The following is a 17,142-nucleotide window of genomic DNA, read 5'->3' as shown; positions in this document are numbered from 1 at the left end:
CCGTTCGGGGAACGGCCGACGGCTGGAAACGCCGAACTCCGCGGGGAGGGGGTCGGCCTACGACTACAGGCCCTCGCCGCGGCAGCTAAGGAGAAGCAGCCCGAAACGCATGATGGATCGACCTTAGCCGAGGGCGGCCGAATCACGTAGCCGGTGCGTAGGTCCTCTCAGCATTCAAGATGGTCGTATCTGTCCACCAAAATCCCCATCCTTCCCTCCTTCTCGTCAACTTCGCCCCCGACTTAGTGACACAGCGTACTCGCCGTGCCACATTGCGTGTATGGACTCCCTTGCCTCGACCCCCGTTTTCTGCACGATCGTGCCGCCGCACGTCCTGGACCGGCTGGCCAGGACGGGTGACGCGGCAGTGTCCGCCGCCGCCCGCCACACCCTGGAGCACGACGCGCGCGAGCGCAGCCGGCGCCAGCTGAACGCCGTCCTCGGCCCCGTCGCGGCCGCCGCGGGCAGCGTCGCCGACCACCCGGTGCGTACGATCTACGACGCCCGCCACCACGACACGCTGCCCGGCCACAAGGTGCGCGCCGAGGGCGCCAAGCCGTCCTCCGACGGCAGCGTCAACCGCGCCTACGACGGGCTCGGCGCGACCTTCGAGACGTACCTGAAGGCGTACGAACGGCACTCGATCGACGGCGCGGGCCTGCCGCTGAAGGCGTCCGTGCACTACCTCAAGGGCTACAACAACGCCTTCTGGAACGGCGAGCAGATGGTCTTCGGGGACGGTGACGGCCGGATCTTCCTTGACTTCACCATCCCGCTGGACGTCATCGGCCACGAGTTGACGCACGGCGTCACCCAATACAGCGCCAACCTGGGCTACCAGGGCCAGTCAGGGGCGCTCAACGAGTCGGTCTCCGACGTCTTCGGCAGCCTGATCAAGCAGTACGCGCTCGGCCAGGCCGCCGACCAGGCCGACTGGCTGATCGGCGCGGGCCTGCTCGCCCCCGGCATCAACGGCAAGGCGCTGCGCTCGATGAAGGAGCCGGGCACGGCCTACGACGACCCGCAGCTCGGCAAGGACCCGCAGCCCGCCTCCATGTCCGGTTACGTCACCACGACGCAGGACAACGGCGGGGTCCACATCAACTCCGGCATCCCCAACCGGGCCTTCTACCTGACCGCCGCCGCGCTCGGCGGCCAGGCCTGGGAGCAGGCCGGGCAGGTCTGGTACGACACCCTCACCGGCGGCACCCTGTCGGCGCAGGCACAGTTCGCCGACTTCGCCGCGGCGACCGTCGCGGCGGCCGTGGCCCGCTACGGTGAGGACGTCCAGAGCCGCGCGGTGCGCGCCGCCTGGACCGAGGTCGGCGTCACCCCGGCGCCCGCTGCGGGACTCCCCCGCCAGCAGCCGGGTCAGCCCCAGGAGGTGTGAGCAGCCCGATGCGTATCGAGGTGACCCGCTCCGGCGGCTTCGCAGGCCTCACCAGGCACGCCGCCCTGAACACCGCCGACCACCCCGACGCGGGCCACCTCCACGCCCTGGCCCTCGACGCCCTGGCCCCCTCCGGCGCGAACCGCCAACCGCACCCGGACGGCTACTCGTACACGATCACGGTGGACGCCGGCACGGTCCACTGCACGGACGGCGACCTGACCCCGGCCCAGCGCGAACTGATCAGGACGGTGCTGGGCGAGGGCGGATAGGGCGACCGCGCCGCCCACAGCTCACAGCCCACAGCCCACAGCCACGGTCCGGGTGGAGATTTCCCTGTTCAGGTGACAGAGCGTCGCTGGTCGTTACTACGCTGGGACTACGCAGCGCCGGACGCATGAGAGCCGTCCGGCTGTGCACGCGAACGGCGGAGGTGAGCCCGATGACGACGGTGCCAGCGCAGACGGCCGGCGACATGGACGACCAGGACTGGGAGGAGGGCGAGGGCGACATTCTCAGGACGGTCGGCAGGCAGGTCAAACTCTGGCGTGAGCGGGCCGGGCTGACCCAGGCGGAACTGGGCCAGGCCATCAGCTACAGCGAGGAGCACGTCTCCTCGGTCGAGCGGGGCCGCCGGGCGCCCAAGCCCGCGCTCCTCGACATGGCCGACGAGGTGCTGGACGCGGGCGGCATGCTGAGTGCCTTCAAGTCCGACGTGGAGCAGGCACGTTACCCGCGCAAGGTCCGCGACCTCGCGAAGCTGGAAGCCGACGCCGTTTCGTTGGGCGCGTACAGCAACCACAACATCCAGGGGCTCCTGCAAACCGAGGAATACGCCCGCTCCCTCTACCGTATGCGCCGCCCGCTGCTGGACGAGGAGATGATCGAGCGGTACGTCGCTGCCCGGGTGGCACGGCAGGCCATCTTCACCCGCTGGCCCGCACCGATCCTGAGCTTCGTCCAGGAGGAGGTGACGTTGAAGCGCCCCCTTGGCGGCAGAGCGGTGATGCGAAGCCAGCTGGAACGGCTGCTGGAGCTGGGCCAGTTGCGGAACGTGGAGATCCAGGTGATGCCGACGGACCGCGAGGACCACGCGGGGATGGGCGGAGAGATCCGCTTGCTGGCGACAAAGAACGGCCTGACCTTTGGCCTCGTCTCGGTCCAGCACTTCGACCGCCTGACCACTGATCGAAGCGAGATCATGACGCTGGAAGCTCGGTATGGGATTATCCGGGCGCAGGCTCTCACCCCGCGGGAGTCCCTGGCGTTCATCGAGAAGGTCCTGGGAGAGACATGACGATCGAGCCCTCTGCTGAGCTGCACTGGTTCAAGAGCAGCTACAGCAGCAACGAAAGCGCCGACTGCGTCGAGGTCGCCGCCTCCCCCGGCACCGTCCACGTACGCGACTCCAAGAACCCCGAGGGCCCGCACCTCGCATTCGGCCCCGCCGAGTGGTCGGCCTTCGTCGCGTACGCGGCCCGGCACATGTGACCCGCTCCCGGCAGGACGGCTCCGCCACGCGCGGAGCCGCCGTTGGCTTGAATGCCACCTTCTGCCGGTCAGAGTCTCGGCCCGCATAACCGGCCCTCCTAAACTGACAGTGCACAGCCCCGCACTCTCAGCTCGCCACGCCGGAAGGGACTGCCGTTGCCTCGGTCGGATCTCCGCTCGCTGTTCCGCTCCAACCAGCAGAATCTGACGGCAGAGGACGTCTTCGCCGACCGTATGGACGAGTGGGGTGCCGTCGCCCGCAGTCTCGTCGCGCACGTCGCCGCCATCCGCGAACCGGGCTTCAGCGTCGAGGACTTCGAGAGCCCACGCCGCAATGTGCTGGTCTTCTACGGTGTGGGCGGCATCGGCAAGTCCACGTTCTCGCGGCGGCTGGAGGAGCATCTGTCCGCCGACCGGCCGAGCACCGCGCAGTGGTCGCCGGTGCCCGAGGGGCTGGGCGGTTTACTGCCGGTACGGATCGACCTCTCCCGGCAGGCCGGCCTCGGCTTCGAGGACGTTGTGCTGGCATTGCGCCTGACCGTGGGCCGACTGGGATTGGCGATGCCCGCCTTCGATCTGGCGCTGAGCCGGTATTGGGCCCTCAACCATCCCGGCGAACCGCTGGAGGCGTATCTGCGCCGAAACGGATATCTGCGCCGCTTCGCTACCGCGCTCTCCCTGCCCGAGCAGGTCCAGTCCGTGCTGGGGGACATCGCCCAAGCCGTCGCCTTGCCCGGCACGATCGGCGCACTCGTGGGCCAGACCCTGCGCTCGGTGATCGGTTCGCTGCGGGAGCACCGGCAGGGTGTACGAGCGCTGGCCGGTTGCACGCGGCTCGCCGATCTCCTGGAGGCGGATGCCGACATGGAGGCGCTGGCGTACTACACCCACCTGCTGGCCTGGGACCTCGCCCAGCTCCCCGCCGACCAGTCGGGAATCCCGGTCGTCCTGCTGGACACCTTCGAGGATGTGGGCGATCGCACCCACCGTGACCTGGAGCGGCTGATCCAGCGTATGGCGTGGCTGATGCCCAACGTCCTGTTCGTCGTCACGGGGCGCAACCGCCTTCAGTGGGACGACGAACGCCTCGACGGGCAGCTCGACTGGACCGGACCTCACACCTGGCCGCAGCTCACCCCCGGGGCTATTGCCGAGCCCCGCCAGCACCGTGTCGGTTACCTCTCCGCCCAGGACTGCGAGCACTATCTGTGCGCGCGCCTCACCCGTGACGGACAGCCGCTGATGACCCCGGACACCCGTCACCAGATCGTCCGGCGTTCTCATGGCCTGCCGCTGTATCTGGACCTGTCCGTCATGCGCTATCTCGACCTGTACCAGCGGACCGGACATCAGCCCGCGGCGGGAGAGTTCCACTACGACTTCCCCGCGCTGGTCGCCCGAACCTTCCGTGACCTGTCCGCCGCCGAGCGCCACGTGCTCCGCACGGTCAGCCTGTTCGACTCCTTCTCCATCGATCTGGCGACGGCGGCTTCCGGCTCGTCGCAGGACGCCGCCACCCTGCAACTGGTCGAGCGTCCGTTCATCGACACCGATCCCGCCGCACCGTGGCCTTACCACCTGCACGATCTGATCCGCGAGGCGATCCGCGACGCCGACGAGACCGCTGAGGACCGCTGGTCTCCCGCGGACTGGCACCGGGCGGCTCAGCGCGCCTTCGACGCGCTCGGGGCAGAGTTGCCGCCGGTCGGCGAGGGCCGACGCCGTCTGCTTGCCTGCCTGACCCAGGGGCTCCGGCTCTCCCAGGACTACGAGCTGGAACTCGGCTGGCTCGTGGACGCCGCCTTCCGCTACGTCGCCGACTTCATCTGGGAACCCGTCGAGCTGCCACCCGGCCCCTCGGGCTCCCCCGCCGCCGCGCTCGCCACGACGCTCGGTGCGGTCGCGCGCCGCCAGCGCGTCCACCGGCAGGAGACGGTGGACCAGCTCACGGCCGTGCTGGCGGAGGGGCTGCTGCCACCGTCCGCCCAGGACCTCGCCCGCTATTACCTCGCCGAATGCCAACGGGACCTCGGCCGCGCGGAGGAGTCGGCCGCGGGAATGCGTCAGGTCGCCGCCGGGGCAGGTCCGCTGGCCGCCGACGCCGCCCGCGGCCTGATCCACCTCGCCCGTCGCCTCGGAGACTTCCCCGCCGTGCAGGCCGCCACCGCGCAACTCGGCGGCGGCAGCCGCTACCACCGCACCCTCGGCGACCTGTGGTGGACGCAGGGGAGCATCGCGCTGGCCTGCTCCGCCTACGACGACGCCTGCCGGGAAGCCGTGGCCGAATCCAACCCCGGTGAGGCCGCGCTGAGCCGAGCCTGCCTCGCCTTCGCCGCCGCCTTCCAGGACCGGGCCCGCGCCGACCAGCAGATCCAACTCGCGGAGCACCTGCTGCAGAGCGCGAATATCCGGTGGGCCCGGGTGCAGACGCGCATCGCCGGCCTGCTGCGGGACGCCGGCGCCGATCCCACCGTGCCGGCCCGTGCGGCCGACATCGAGGCGGATGCCGAAGCCAGCGGCCTCACCTCATCGGTGGCCTACGCGAGGCTCGCCGTCTGCTTCCACCACGCCGTCCTGGCCGACCAGCCCGCTCTCGAAACAGCCCGCGCTCGGCTCCGCACCTGCGTCAACGGCGCGGAGTTCGCCTACCTCCTGGAGATCAGCCACCTCCTCGACGGCTCGGAACCCCCCTCCGATCTCCCCCGCGCCACCTGGATCGACGGCTTCCCGGCCACGGCCGCCCGCTGGTCCGCGATCGCCGCCGATCGGCGGGCTGCCGTCACGTCCCACTGACCCCGGCGCGAGCTTCCCCGAGTCACCGATCGGGCGCTACGGTGCAGCGTGGCCACGTACACCAGCCTGGAATCACTCGACCTGCCCAGCCTCGCCGATCGGTACGGGCTCCGTGAGCCTGTTGCCGAGCCCTTGAAAGGCGGGGCAGCGAACTCCAGCTTCCGGCTGGACACCCCTGGCGGCGGCCGCGCCTACGTACTGACCGCGCTCGACAATCACGACGAAGCCGGTGCCCGGCACCTGGCACGTATCACCCGCGCCTTCGCGGATCTGGGCCTGCCCACGGCCCACGTGGTCGCCAACAGCGACGGCGAGGACATCACCGTCCTGCACGGCAAGCCCTACCTGCTGAAAGAGTTGATTCCCGGCCATGTCGAGGAGCCGCTGCCCGACGCGCTGCTGCCCGCGGCAGGGGAACTCCTCGCGCAACTGCACGGCTTCCCGGCCGAAGCCCTCGACCTACCGGTCGGCACCCGTCGCTTGAACGCGGCACACCGCGCCGCTGCCCGAGCCTTCGACGACCGCTCTTTCGCTGCGTGGCTCGATGAGCAGTTGGCCGAGATCGGCCGTCATGAAGCCGACCGTCAGCGGCCTGCCGTCCCGATCCACGGCGACCTCTTCGCCGACAACCTCATCGTCCGGCCCGACGGCGGCCTGTCCGTCATCGACTGGGAAACCGCGTCCGTGGACGACCCCCTGCTCGACCTCGGTATGGCAGCAGTCGGCCTCTGCCAGACCCCGGAAGGCTGCCTGTCGCCCGAACGTTTCCGCCTCCTCCTGGGTGGATACGACGCGCTGCGGCCGCTTTCCGCCGAGGACCGTGCGGAACTGCCCACCGAGATCGTCCATGCGGCGGTCATCATCGCCTTCCACCGCTACCACCGGCACAACGTCCGTTTCCCCGATCCCGAGCGCGCCACGTACTACCAGCAGATGGTCACCTTCGCCGGGACAGTCCAGGCGCGGTAAGACTCGGGCACGCCGAAGGGCGGCGCGGGCCTTTGCAGGTCCGTGCCGCCCTTCGTTCTCACCTGCCCCGGGGAGGGGCTTCAGGTGCGGGGATCAGTACGCCGAGTTCACGTTGTCCATCGTGCCGTACCGGTCGGCCGCGTAGTTGCACGCGGCGGTGATGTTGGCGACCGGGTCGTAGATGTTGTGGGACGTACCCGACACGTGGTAGCGGTCGAAGGTCGGGTTGATCACCTGGAGCAGACCCTTCGAGGGAATGCCGTTGCGGGCGTTGATGTCCCACAGGTTGATCGCCTTCGGGTTACCGCTGGACTCGCGGATGATGTTCCGGTGAATTCCCTCGTACGTACCGGGAATCCCCTTCTTGTGCATGATGTCGAGCGACTGCCTGATCCAGCCGTCCAGGTTGTTCGCGTACTTCTTGACGGTCGCCTTCTTCGGGGCGGCAGCCGCCTTCTTCGGGGTGGCGACGGTGTGCGTCTTCTTCGGTACGGAGACCGGGGCGCGGTGGGTGGAGCGGTTCGCCGCGGCCTTGGACTTGGCGCGGTCGGCGGCGGCCGCGGCCGCCTTCTTCGCCGCTGCCGCGTCCGCGGCCTTCTTCTCGGTCGCCGGCTTGGCGGCCGCGATCTTCTTCTCGGTGACCGGCTTGGCGGCCACGACCTTCTTCTCCGTGCTCGGCTTGGCAGCCGCGGCGAGGTCGGTCTTCTTCTGCGTCGTCTTCGGTGCGGCGTCGTGAATGGCGTGCTGCGACGCCATACCGGTCTGCGCGCCGAGTTCCTTGGCGTGCGTACCGGTGGAGACGGAGAACCCGGTGGGGTCGCCCGCCGCGGTCGCCGAACCGGCTCCTGCGGTCGCTGCCAGCCCGGTGACCGTCAGCACGACCGCGGTTGCGGCAGCTGCGCCGACCGAGGTGATCTTGTGCTTCTTCGACATCTGGTTGAACTTCGCGAACGTCGGGAGCTTCTTCGGGATCGTGGGGAGCTGCATTAGGGATTTACCTCTTCCGTAGCGGGACCCCTGAATTGTTAGAGGTGGCGGAAGGGCAGGTCAAAGACCCCCTCTACGGATCGCATTCGTAGTGGGCGCATACGGAGGCGTTTTTCCGTGCGATACCGGCCTTGCCGTGCACTAAGCGGCCTAGTATGTGACCCAGGCTATATCGAGGGGATCACAAGAGGGCGCCCCCCATTCACCGCGAGTGAAGGGAGGGGCGCTTTATGTGAGGAGAATATGTGACCCCGGTCACCGAAACGGGGGGCCCGAAACGGGACAGATCGGCAGAAGAACGCCCGAAAGGATTCCGGTCAGCTACCCCGTGACGGCCTCGGCGGCCGCAGCGTGCGCGGAGCGGTCGCGGTGCGGGTCAGCGGGTCGCTGGCGCCGGGGTGGGGTCGTCGGCCGGGGTGGGGGCCGTCTTGCGGGGCGGGCGGACCAGGGCGACGACGGCGATGGCTCCCGCCAGGCCCGCGGCGGCCGCGTAGAGGGAGATGCGGTCGAGACCGGACGCGTACGCCGCGTGCGGGCTGCCGCCATGGGCGGTGACGCTGCGCAGCCGGGCAGTGAAGACGGCGCCGAAGAGCGCGATACCGAGGGTCATGCCGAGCTGACGGGCCGTGTTGACCGCGCCGCCCGCCATGCCCGCCCGGTCCGGCGGGACGGCGTCGACGGCGGCCGAGACCAGCACGGGCGTGGTGAAGCCGACGCCGACGCCGATCACCGCGAGGCCGGCGAAGATCGAGGCCTGCCCCGAGGAGGTGTGCACGGTCAGCGCCAGCAGGCCGCAGCCCAGGCCGATGATGAACAGGCCGCCGCCGATCGGCACGCGCGCCGGGAAGCGGTGCATGTGCCGCCCGGCCGCCGCGGCGACGACGAAGGCGGTGCCCGCCATCGGCATCAGGGCCAGGCCGCCGCGGATCGGGCTGAGGTCGAGGACGTCCTGCAGCCAGAGGGAGAAGTAGACCAGGCCGCTGAAGGCCGCCGCCTGGTAGATCAGGGCGCCGCCGAGCAGGCCGCTGAAGACCGGGCGGCGCAGCAGCGCCAGCTCGATCATCGGATGGTCGGAGCGGGCCTCGATGACCACGAAGGCGACCGCCGCGACCGCGGCCGTCCCGAAGGCGGTCAGCGCCAGCCCGTCCGTCCAGCCGGCGTCGCCGCCGCGGATCAGGGCGTACGTCAGCGCGCCGGCGGCCAGCGTGAAGGCGGCGGCGCCCGGCAGGTCGAGCCGGCCCGTGCCGCGCTTGCCCGCGGCGGGCAGGGAGCGCATGGCGATCGCTATCGCTACGGCGGCGATCGGCAGGTTGACCAGGAAGATGGCCTGCCAGCCGAAGCCCTCGGTGAGCAGACCGCCCACGATCGGCCCGGCCGCGGCGGCGGCGCCGTTGACCGCGCCCCACACGCCGAAGGCGACCCCGCGGTCGCGGCCCCGGTAGGTCGCCGCGACCAGCGCGGCCGAGGTGGCGAACATCGCCGCCCCGCCGACCCCCTGCACCGCACGGGCGGTGATCAGCACGGCGGCGTTCGGTGACAGCGCCGCGCCCAGCGAGGCCAGCGCGAAGACGGCGAGGCCGGCCACGTACAGTCGCCGGTGGCCGAACAGGTCGCCGAGCGAGCCCGCGACCAGCAGCAGCGCGGCCAGCGCGAGGGCGTAGCCGTCGATGACCCATTGCAGGGCGGAGAAGGGTGCGTCGAGGTCGGACGCCATGCTCGGCAGGGCGACGTTCACGATGGTGACGTCGACCAGGAGGATGAAGGCCCCCAGGCAGATCGTCACCAGGGGCAGCCATTTGCGCATCGGGCGGACTCCGTTTCATGCGGTGCGGTGCGGTGGTGCGGCGATGACTGCTCCAGGCTGGGGCACGGCACGCCCACCCCACAGCCGATGGGACTTCCGCGGCGGAATTCGACACAGCCTAGGCTGTGGGGATGGGATCCGACACGTCGATCATGCCGCTGGCTCTTCTCGACCCGCTCGACCAGCAGGTCGTGCAGGCACTGCAGCTCGACGGCCGGGCGCCCTTCCGGCGGATCGGCGAGGTCCTCGGCGTCTCCGACCAGACCGTCGCCCGCCGCTACGCCCGGCTGCGCGAGTCCTCGGGCCTGCGGGTGCTCGGGCTCAGCGACCCGCTGCGGATCGGGCTGACGCCGTGGTTCGTACGGGTGCAGTGCACGCCGGACGCCGCCGCGTCGATCGGCGAGGCGCTGGCCCGGCGGACCGACACCCGCTGGGTGACCCTGCTGTCCGGCGGCACCGAGATCTGCTGCCTCACCTACGCGTCGGGGCCCGACACGGACGCCGACGCGCTGCTGCTGCAGAAGCTGCCGCAGACGCCGCGGGTGGTGCAGGTCACCGCGCACGCGCTGCTGCACGTCTTCTTCGGCCACGAGCTGAGCCCGGTGAGCAGGACAGGGCCGCTGTCACCAGAGCAGGTACGCGCGCTGCGGCAGCCGCCCACCGCGCAGGACGGCGAGCCGGTGGTGCTCGGGGAGGAGGACCGGCGGCTGTTCGCCGCGCTCGCCCGCGACGGGCGCACCCCGGCGGCGGAGCTCGCCGCGCTCACCGGCTGGTCCCAGACGACGATACGGCGGCGGATGGCCGAGCTGCGGGCGAGCGGGGCGCTCTACTACGACCTCGACTTCGGGCCCGGGGTCATCGCGCCCGAGATGCGGGCGCGGCTGCTGATGGAGGTCGAACCGGCCAGCCTCGCGGCGGCGGGGCGGGCGCTGGCCACGCACGAGGAGGTGGCTTTCGCCGCGGCCACGACGGGCGCGACGAATGTGTACGCGTCGCTGCTGTGCCGCGACGCGCGGGCGCTCTACCGCTACCTCACCGGCCCGGTGGCGGCCATCCCCGGCGTCCGCCGGACGGAGACGGCGCCGATCCACCGCACCTTGAAGGGCCCGGGCCCCTACCTCGCACCCTCCCGGGGCGGCCGCCCTGCCGGTCGGGGCTGAGCGCGCCGCCCCGTACGGAACGGCTAGAAACCGAGCTTCCTGAGCTGCTTCGGGTCGCGCTGCCAGTCCTTGGCGACCTTCACGTGCAGGTCGAGGAAGACGGGCGTGCCGAGGAGGGCCTCGATCTGGTGGCGGGACTTCACGCCGACCTCCTTCAGGCGGGCGCCCTTGGGGCCGATGATGATGCCCTTCTGCGAAGGGCGCTCGATGTAGAGGTTGGCGTGGATGTCGAGCAGCGGGCGGTCGGCCGGGCGGCCCTCCCGGGGGAGCATCTCCTCGACGACGACCGCGATGGAGTGCGGCAGCTCGTCGCGTACGCCTTCCAGCGCCGCCTCGCGGATCAGCTCGGCGACCATGATCTGCTCGGGCTCGTCGGTGAGGTCGCCCTCGGGGTAGAGGGCGGGGCCCTCGGGGAGCAGCGGGACGAGGAGGTCGGCGAGCAGGCCGACCTGCTCGCCGGCGACCGCGGAGACCGGCACGATCTCGGCCCATTCGAAGCCCAGGTCGCGGCCGAGCTTGTCGACCGCCAGCAGCTGGTGGGCGAGGGTCTTGGAGTCGACCAGGTCGGTCTTGGTGACGACCGCGACCTTCGGGGTCTTGCGGACCCCGGCCAGCTCGCGCGCGATGAAGGTGTCGCCGGGCCCGAGCTTCTGGTCGGCGGGCAGGCAGAAGCCGATCACGTCGACCTCGGCCCAGGTGCTGCGCACCACGTCGTTGAGGCGTTCGCCGAGCAGCGTGCGGGGCTTGTGCAGCCCGGGGGTGTCGACCAGCACGAGCTGGGCCTCCGGGCGGTGCACGATGCCCCGTACGGTGTGCCGGGTCGTCTGCGGCCGGTTGGAGGTGATCGCCACCTTCTGGCCGACCAGAGCGTTCGTGAGGGTGGACTTGCCGGCGTTGGGGCGGCCGACGAAGCAGGCGAAGCCGGACCGGTGCGTGGGGCCGGCGGCGGAGGGGGTACGAGCGCTCATGTGCCTCATTCTCCCCGATGAAGGAGGTCCGCGAGGACGGCGGGCGATACGGCGTGCGAGCCGCACCCCGGTGAGGGTGTCGAAACGCACACGCAACACGAAACACCATGGAAACACGCCTGCCCACGTCCGGTAACGCGAGCCCGTGACGCTTCCCCTACCCGCCCGTGGAAGGGGATCCCCTCGTGCTGCTGCTGTCCGCCGACCAGACGGCCGTGAACGCGGCCGACACCGCCTGGCTGCTCGCCGCCACCGCGCTGGTGCTGCTGATGACGCCGGGCCTCGCGCTCTTCTACGGCGGCATGGTCCGCAGCAAGAGCGTGCTCAACATGCTCATGATGAGCTTCGTGTCGATCGCGCTGGTCACGATGGTCTGGCTGATCGCCGGCTACACCCTCGCCTTCGGCCGCGACGCCGGCGGCCTCGGCCTGATCGGCGACCTCAAGCACCTCGGCATGCACGGCATCGGCCCCACCTCGACGCACGGCCATGTGCCCACACTGCTCTTCGCGACCTTCCAGCTGACCTTCGCGGTGATCACCGCGGCCCTGATCAGCGGCGCGGTGGCGGACCGGGCGCGGTTCGGGGCATGGGTGGTCTTCGTGGTGGTGTGGACGCTGGCCGTATACGTCCCCGTCGCGCACTGGGTCTTCGCCGACGGCGGCTGGATCACCGCGAAACTGCACGCGCTGGACTACGCGGGCGGCACCGTGGTCGAGGTGTGCTCGGGCGCCTCGGGACTGGCGCTGGCGATCGTGCTGGGGCCGCGGCTGGGCTTCCGCAAGGACTCGATGCGGCCGCACAACCTGCCGCTGGTGCTGCTGGGCGCCGGGCTGCTGTGGTTCGGCTGGTTCGGCTTCAACGCGGGTTCCGCGCTGGGCGCCGACGGCATGGCGGGCGCGGCCTTCCTCAACACCCAGACCGCGGGCTGCGCGGGCCTGCTGGGCTGGCTGATCGTGGAGAAGCGCAGGGACGGGCACGCCACGACGCTGGGCGCCGCCTCCGGGTCGATCGCCGGGCTCGTCGCGATCACCCCGTCGTGCGGCAGCGTCGACGTGCCGGGCGCGGCCGTCGTGGGCCTCGCGGCGGGCGTGCTCTGCTCGTACGCGGTGAGCTGGAAGTTCCGCTGGGGCGTGGACGACTCGCTGGACGTCGTCGGCGTGCACCTGGTCGGCGGCATCGTCGGTACCCTGCTGATCGGCCTGTTCGCCACCGAGTCGATGACCGGCGGACCCGAGGGCCTGCTGTACGGCGGCGGGCTGGCGCAACTGGGCCGGCAGGCGGTCGCCGTCGCGGCGGTGGGGGTCTTCGCCTTCACGATGACGTACGCGATCGGCAAGGCCATCGACCGGCTGATGGGCTTCCGGGCGAGCGAGGAGCACGAAAGGACCGGCCTGGACCTCACCGTGCACGCCGAGACCGCCTACGATCACGGCGTACTCACGCACGGCATGTCCCACGGCCCCGCCGTGCACGCCGCAGCGCAGGCCGCCCACGACAGGAGCCCACTGGGATGAAGCTGGTCACCGCCGTCATCAAGCCGTACAAGCTGGACGACGTGAAGACCGCCCTGCAGGAGATGGGGGTGCAGGGCATGACGGTCACCGAGGCCAGCGGCTACGGCAGGCAGCGCGGCCACACAGAGGTCTACCGCGGCGCCGAATACCGCGTCGACCTGGTCCCCAAGGCCCGCATCGAGGTGCTGGTCGAGGACGCGGAGGCCGACGCGGTGGTCGACGCCCTGGTCGCGGCCGCGCGCACCGGCAAGATCGGCGACGGCAAGGTGTGGACGGTGCCGGTCGAGACGGCGGTACGCGTCAGGACCGGCGAACGCGGCCCCGACGCGCTGTGAGCCGGCCGGCCCGCCCGTTGGGACTCAGCCGGCGGTGACGACGGCGCGGACGGACCCGTCGGGACCGGCCAGCACCACCGGCACCCCGGCGCCGCCCAGGTCGCGCACCGCGGCCCGGTCGGCGTCGGCGGCGGTCTCGGCGGCCGTGACCACCGCGGCCGCCTCCAGCGACCTGGCGCCGCTGGCCACCGCCATGGCCACCGCGGTCTGCAGCGCGCTGAGCCGCAGCGACTCCAGCGCGACCGTGCCGGCCACGTACGTCCTGCCGGTCTCGTCGCGCACGGCGGCGCCCTCGGGCACCCCGTTGCGTGCCCGGGCCGAGCGGGCCAGGGTGACGAGCTTGCGGTCTTCCGGGTCCGGCAGGTCGGTGGCCGGCTGCTGATCGCTCATACGCGCGATCATAGGGCGTACCGCCGGGCGCACCTCTCCGTATCCGGACATGCGCGATCAGCGACCGACACCTAGCCTGAGTGAGCAGGGTGTTCCGTCAGAGGTGGTCACACATGCTCCTTCACATGCCCTTCGTCATCGCGCTCGCGGCCGTCCTGGTCTTCCTGAGACGCACGAGCGCCCTGAAAACCAGTCACGCCTTCGCCTGCGGTGCCCTCGGCTTCTACCTGGCCGACAGCAGCCTGGCCGGCTCGATCCACTCGGCCAGTGCCAACCTGCTCGGCATGGTCGGCAGCTTCGGGCCCTGACGTCCCCAGGGCCGCGCGCTACAGCTCGTCGTCCACCGAGGGCCGGCCGTCGAGGGCGGCCTGCGCGGCGTCCAGCGGCTCGACCAGCACGGTGCCGATCCGGTTGCGGCGGCCGGCCTGCGTCTCCGCGGTCAGCCGCAGCGCCACGGTGGCGCGCTCGCCCGAGCCGTCCTCGGGCAGCGGCACCACCACGGTCGCGCCCGGGATCGGCACCCGGCCCAGCGACTTGGCGAGCAGCCCGCCGACCGTCTCGACGTCGTCGTCGTCCAGCAGCACGCCGTAGAGCTCGCCGAGGTCGCCGATGTCGAGCCGGGCGGTGACCCGGTGGCGCCCGCCGCCCAGCTCCTCCACCGGCGGGGTCTCCCGGTCGTACTCGTCGGTGATCTCGCCGACGATCTCCTCCAGGATGTCCTCGATCGTGACGATGCCCGCGGTGCCGCCGTACTCGTCGACCACGACCGCGACGTGGTTGCGGTCGCGCTGCATCTCCCGCAGCAGGTCACCGGCGTTCTTGGTGTCCGGCACGAAGGCGGCCGGCCGGATCAGCGTGGAGACCAGGTCGCTCTCCGCCTCCCGGCTGATGTGGGTGCGCCGGGCCAGGTCCTTGAGGTAGACGAAGCCGACGACGTCGTCCTCGCTCTCGCCGGTCACCGGGATGCGCGAGAAGCCGCTGCGCAGCGCCAGCGTGGTGGCCTGGCGGATCGTCTTGAAGCGCTCGATCATCACCAGCTCCGGCCGCGGCACCATCACCTCGCGCACGATGGTGTCGCCCAGCTCGAAGACCGAGTGCACCATACGGCGCTCGTCGTCCTCGATCAGCGACTCGGACTCGGCGAGGTCGACCATCGCCCGCAGCTCCGCCTCGCTCGCGAACGGGCCGCGCTTGAAGCCCTTGCCCGGCGTCAGCGCATTGCCGAGCAGGATCAGCAGCCCGGGCACCGGGCCCATCACCCGGGCCAGCGGCAGCAGGACGTACGAGGCCGCCGTCGCCGTGTTCATCGGGTGCTGGCGGCCGATGGTGCGCGGCGAGACGCCCACGGCCACGTACGACACCAGCACCATCACGCCGATCGCGACGGCGAGCACCTGCCACGTACGGTCGAAGCTCCGGTCGCAGACCACGCTGATCAGCACGGCGGCCGCGGTCTCGCAGCCGACCCTGACCAGCAGCGCGACATTGAGATAGCGGGTGGGGTCGGACGCCACCGCCAGCAGGTTCGCGGCGCCCTTGCGGCCCGAGCGCAGCGCGTCCTCGGCGCGGAAGCGGGAGATCCTGGCGATGCCGGCCTCGGCGCACGCGGCCAGCCAGGCGACGATGACCAGCAGAACTGCGGAGACGATCATGCGGTGCGCGCCGCCGTCAGTGGGTGGTGGGCGCGGGCGAGGGCCCCTCGACGCCGCGCTCGGCCCGCCACCCGTCCAGGATGGCCTTCTGCAGGCCGAACATCTCGGCCTTCTCGTCCGGCTCCTCGTGGTCGTAGCCGAGCAGGTGGAGGACGCCGTGCACGGTGAGCAGCTGCAGCTCCTCGTCCATGGAGTGCCCGGTCGGCGCCTCCTCCCCCTGCCGTTTGGCGACCTCGGGGCACAGCACGATGTCACCGAGCAGCCCCTGCGCGGGCTCCTCGTCCTCCTTGCCGGGCCGCAGCTCGTCCATCGGGAAGGACATGACATCGGTGGGGCCCGGCAGGTCCATCCACTGCACGTGCAGCTGCTCCATCGCGTCGGCGTCCACGGCGATCACCGACAGCTCGGACAGCGGATGGATGCGCATGCGCTGGAGCGCGTAGCGGGCGGCGTCGAGGACCGCCCGCTCGTCGATATCCCAGCCGGACTCGTTGTTGACGTCGATCGCCATGATGTTGAAGCCGGTTACTTTCTCTTGGGCCGTGCGCCGCCGCGGCTGTTGCCGCCTTCTTCCTCGGCGACCGCGCTGTCATACCGCTCGTAGGCGTCCACGATGCGTCCGACCAGCTTATGGCGCACCACGTCGGTGCTGGTGAGCCGGGAGAAGTGCACGTCCTCCACCCCGTCGAGGATCTCCTGCACCTGCCGAAGCCCGCTCTTGGTGCCGGACGGCAGGTCCACCTGCGTCACGTCACCGGTGATGACGATCTTCGAGTCGAAGCCGAGCCTGGTCAGGAACATCTTCATCTGCTCGGCGCTGGTGTTCTGCGCCTCGTCCAGGATGATGAAGGCGTCGTTGAGCGTACGGCCGCGCATGTACGCCAGCGGGGCGACCTCGATGGTGCCGGCCGCCATCAGGCGGGGGATCGAGTCCGGGTCCAGCATGTCGTGCAGCGCGTCGTAGAGCGGGCGCAGATACGGGTCGATCTTCTCGTAGAGGGTGCCGGGCAGGAAGCCCAGGCGCTCGCCGGCCTCGACCGCCGGGCGGGTCAGGATGATCCGGTTGACCTGCTTGGACTGCAGGGCCTGGACCGCCTTGGCCATGGCCAGGTACGTCTTGCCGGTACCGGCGGGGCCGATGCCGAAGACGATGGTGTGGCGGTCGATCGCGTCGACGTACCGCTTCTGGTTGAGCGTCTTGGGGCGGATGGTGCGGCCGCGGCTGGACAGGATGTTCTGCGTGAGCACCTGGGCGGGTGTCTCGGCGTCCTGGTCCGCGGCGCTGCCGTTCGCCCTGAGCATGGCGATGGAACGCTCGACGGCGTCCTCCGACATGGGCTGGCCGGTGCGGAGCACCAGCATCATCTCGTCGAACAGCCGCTGGACGAGTGCCACCTCGTGGGCCTCGCCGACCGCACTGACCTCGTTGCCCCGTACGTGGATGTCGACGGCCGGGAAGGCCTGCTCGATCACGCGGAGGAGAGCGTCGCCAGACCCCAGGACGGTCACCATGGGGTGCTTCGCCGGTACGACGAAGTGGGCGCGCGCCTGTGGCGGCTGCGGCTGCTGCTTTGTCGGTGTCTGTGTCATGGGCCGGCGCTAGGGCCTGCTCATCCCGCTTTCTGCTGATCGAGGAGCCCGATCGGGCCTTGGATTACCAAGCCTACGACGTGGGACGTCGGCGGC

The 17,142-nt window shown here is 70.8% G+C and carries 17 protein-coding genes; 10 read left to right on the top strand and 7 right to left on the bottom strand.

All coding sequences use genetic code 11. From position 1 onward, the window contains the following. Positions 1 to 280 precede the first annotated feature (280 nt). From BUE44_RS04970 to BUE44_RS04945, 6 genes are all read left to right on the top strand, one after another. Positions 281 to 1,390 (top strand): M4 family metallopeptidase, encoded by a 1,110-nt coding sequence (locus tag BUE44_RS04970; protein WP_073494098.1) that lies wholly within the window; start codon positions 281 to 283, stop codon positions 1,388 to 1,390. Then, positions 1,387 to 1,662 carry a protealysin inhibitor emfourin gene (locus BUE44_RS04965; RefSeq protein ID WP_407639996.1) on the top strand — a complete coding sequence of 92 codons (276 nt, stop codon included), beginning with the start codon at positions 1,387 to 1,389 and terminating at the stop codon, positions 1,660 to 1,662. The genes BUE44_RS04970 and BUE44_RS04965 overlap by 4 nt, the downstream gene beginning before the upstream one ends. 170 nt (positions 1,663 to 1,832) lie before the next feature. After that, a complete protein-coding gene (locus tag BUE44_RS04960; RefSeq protein WP_407639995.1) occupies positions 1,833 to 2,687 on the top strand; it encodes a helix-turn-helix domain-containing protein in 855 nt (284 codons plus the stop codon). Next, a complete protein-coding gene (locus BUE44_RS04955; RefSeq protein ID WP_073494096.1) occupies positions 2,684 to 2,881 on the top strand; it encodes a DUF397 domain-containing protein in 198 nt (65 codons plus the stop codon). The genes BUE44_RS04960 and BUE44_RS04955 overlap by 4 nt, the downstream gene beginning before the upstream one ends. Positions 2,882 to 3,037: 156 nt before the next feature. Then, on the top strand, positions 3,038 to 5,674 hold the full coding sequence (locus BUE44_RS04950) for an ATP/GTP-binding protein (RefSeq protein WP_073494094.1): 2,637 nt from the start codon (positions 3,038 to 3,040) through the stop codon (positions 5,672 to 5,674). Between the two features lie 48 nt (positions 5,675 to 5,722). Beyond that, positions 5,723 to 6,643, top strand: coding sequence for a phosphotransferase (locus BUE44_RS04945; protein ID WP_073494092.1), 921 nt, complete (start codon positions 5,723 to 5,725; stop codon positions 6,641 to 6,643). Between the two features lie 93 nt (positions 6,644 to 6,736). Here the strand turns inward: BUE44_RS04945 and BUE44_RS04940 are convergent, their stop codons facing one another. Together BUE44_RS04940 and BUE44_RS04935 are read right to left on the bottom strand one after the other, a co-directional pair. Further along, on the bottom strand, positions 6,737 to 7,630 hold the full coding sequence (locus tag BUE44_RS04940) for a transglycosylase SLT domain-containing protein (RefSeq protein WP_073494090.1): 894 nt from the start codon (positions 7,628 to 7,630) through the stop codon (positions 6,737 to 6,739). A gap of 376 nt (positions 7,631 to 8,006) precedes the next feature. Continuing rightward, positions 8,007 to 9,434, bottom strand: a complete 1,428-nt coding sequence (locus BUE44_RS04935; RefSeq protein ID WP_073494088.1) for an MFS transporter — start codon at positions 9,432 to 9,434, stop codon at positions 8,007 to 8,009. A gap of 131 nt (positions 9,435 to 9,565) precedes the next feature. On the opposite strand from BUE44_RS04935, the gene BUE44_RS04930 reads away from it, so the two are divergent. Beyond that, on the top strand, positions 9,566 to 10,594 hold the full coding sequence (locus tag BUE44_RS04930; RefSeq protein WP_073494086.1) for an Lrp/AsnC family transcriptional regulator: 1,029 nt from the start codon (positions 9,566 to 9,568) through the stop codon (positions 10,592 to 10,594). Between the two features lie 23 nt (positions 10,595 to 10,617). On the opposite strand, the gene era is transcribed toward BUE44_RS04930, so the two are convergent. After that, on the bottom strand, positions 10,618 to 11,571 hold the full coding sequence (era, locus tag BUE44_RS04925) for a GTPase Era (RefSeq protein ID WP_073494084.1): 954 nt from the start codon (positions 11,569 to 11,571) through the stop codon (positions 10,618 to 10,620). A 158-nt stretch (positions 11,572 to 11,729) separates the two neighbouring features. On the opposite strand from era, the gene BUE44_RS04920 reads away from it, so the two are divergent. Both BUE44_RS04920 and BUE44_RS04915 read left to right on the top strand, forming a co-directional pair. Beyond that, positions 11,730 to 13,079: an ammonium transporter gene (locus tag BUE44_RS04920; RefSeq protein ID WP_073494082.1), complete on the top strand. Its 1,350-nt coding sequence runs from the start codon at positions 11,730 to 11,732 to the stop codon at positions 13,077 to 13,079. Beyond that, positions 13,076 to 13,414 (top strand): P-II family nitrogen regulator, encoded by a 339-nt coding sequence (locus BUE44_RS04915; RefSeq protein ID WP_073494080.1) that lies wholly within the window; start codon positions 13,076 to 13,078, stop codon positions 13,412 to 13,414. Before BUE44_RS04920 ends, BUE44_RS04915 begins: the two co-directional genes overlap by 4 nt. A 24-nt stretch (positions 13,415 to 13,438) precedes the next feature. On the opposite strand, the gene BUE44_RS04910 is transcribed toward BUE44_RS04915, so the two are convergent. Continuing rightward, positions 13,439 to 13,816, bottom strand: coding sequence for a cytidine deaminase (locus BUE44_RS04910; protein WP_107415611.1), 378 nt, complete (start codon positions 13,814 to 13,816; stop codon positions 13,439 to 13,441). Between the two features lie 113 nt (positions 13,817 to 13,929). Between BUE44_RS04910 and BUE44_RS04905 the strand changes: the two genes are divergently transcribed. Beyond that, complete coding sequence (locus BUE44_RS04905) at positions 13,930 to 14,112, top strand: DUF2304 domain-containing protein (protein ID WP_235001905.1); 183 nt, start codon at positions 13,930 to 13,932, stop codon at positions 14,110 to 14,112. 18 nt (positions 14,113 to 14,130) lie between these two features. Here BUE44_RS04905 and BUE44_RS04900 read toward each other — a convergent pair whose 3' ends face one another. From BUE44_RS04900 to BUE44_RS04890, 3 genes are read right to left on the bottom strand one after another with little or no spacing between them, the layout of a single operon-like run. Beyond that, complete coding sequence (locus BUE44_RS04900) at positions 14,131 to 15,456, bottom strand: hemolysin family protein (RefSeq protein ID WP_073494076.1); 1,326 nt, start codon at positions 15,454 to 15,456, stop codon at positions 14,131 to 14,133. 16 nt (positions 15,457 to 15,472) lie between these two features. Then, positions 15,473 to 15,967 carry an rRNA maturation RNase YbeY gene (gene ybeY, locus BUE44_RS04895; RefSeq protein WP_073494074.1) on the bottom strand — a complete coding sequence of 165 codons (495 nt, stop codon included), beginning with the start codon at positions 15,965 to 15,967 and terminating at the stop codon, positions 15,473 to 15,475. Between the two features lie 14 nt (positions 15,968 to 15,981). After that, positions 15,982 to 17,046, bottom strand: a complete 1,065-nt coding sequence (locus tag BUE44_RS04890) for a PhoH family protein (protein WP_073494071.1) — start codon at positions 17,044 to 17,046, stop codon at positions 15,982 to 15,984. Between the last annotated feature and the right edge of the window lie 96 nt (positions 17,047 to 17,142).

It is taken from the genome of Actinacidiphila paucisporea, from assembly GCF_900142575.1.
Classification (GTDB): domain Bacteria; phylum Actinomycetota; class Actinomycetes; order Streptomycetales; family Streptomycetaceae; genus Actinacidiphila; species Actinacidiphila paucisporea.
The sequence above is the reverse complement of the archived record's forward strand: the minus strand, read 5'-3'. Positions and strand labels throughout refer to the sequence as shown.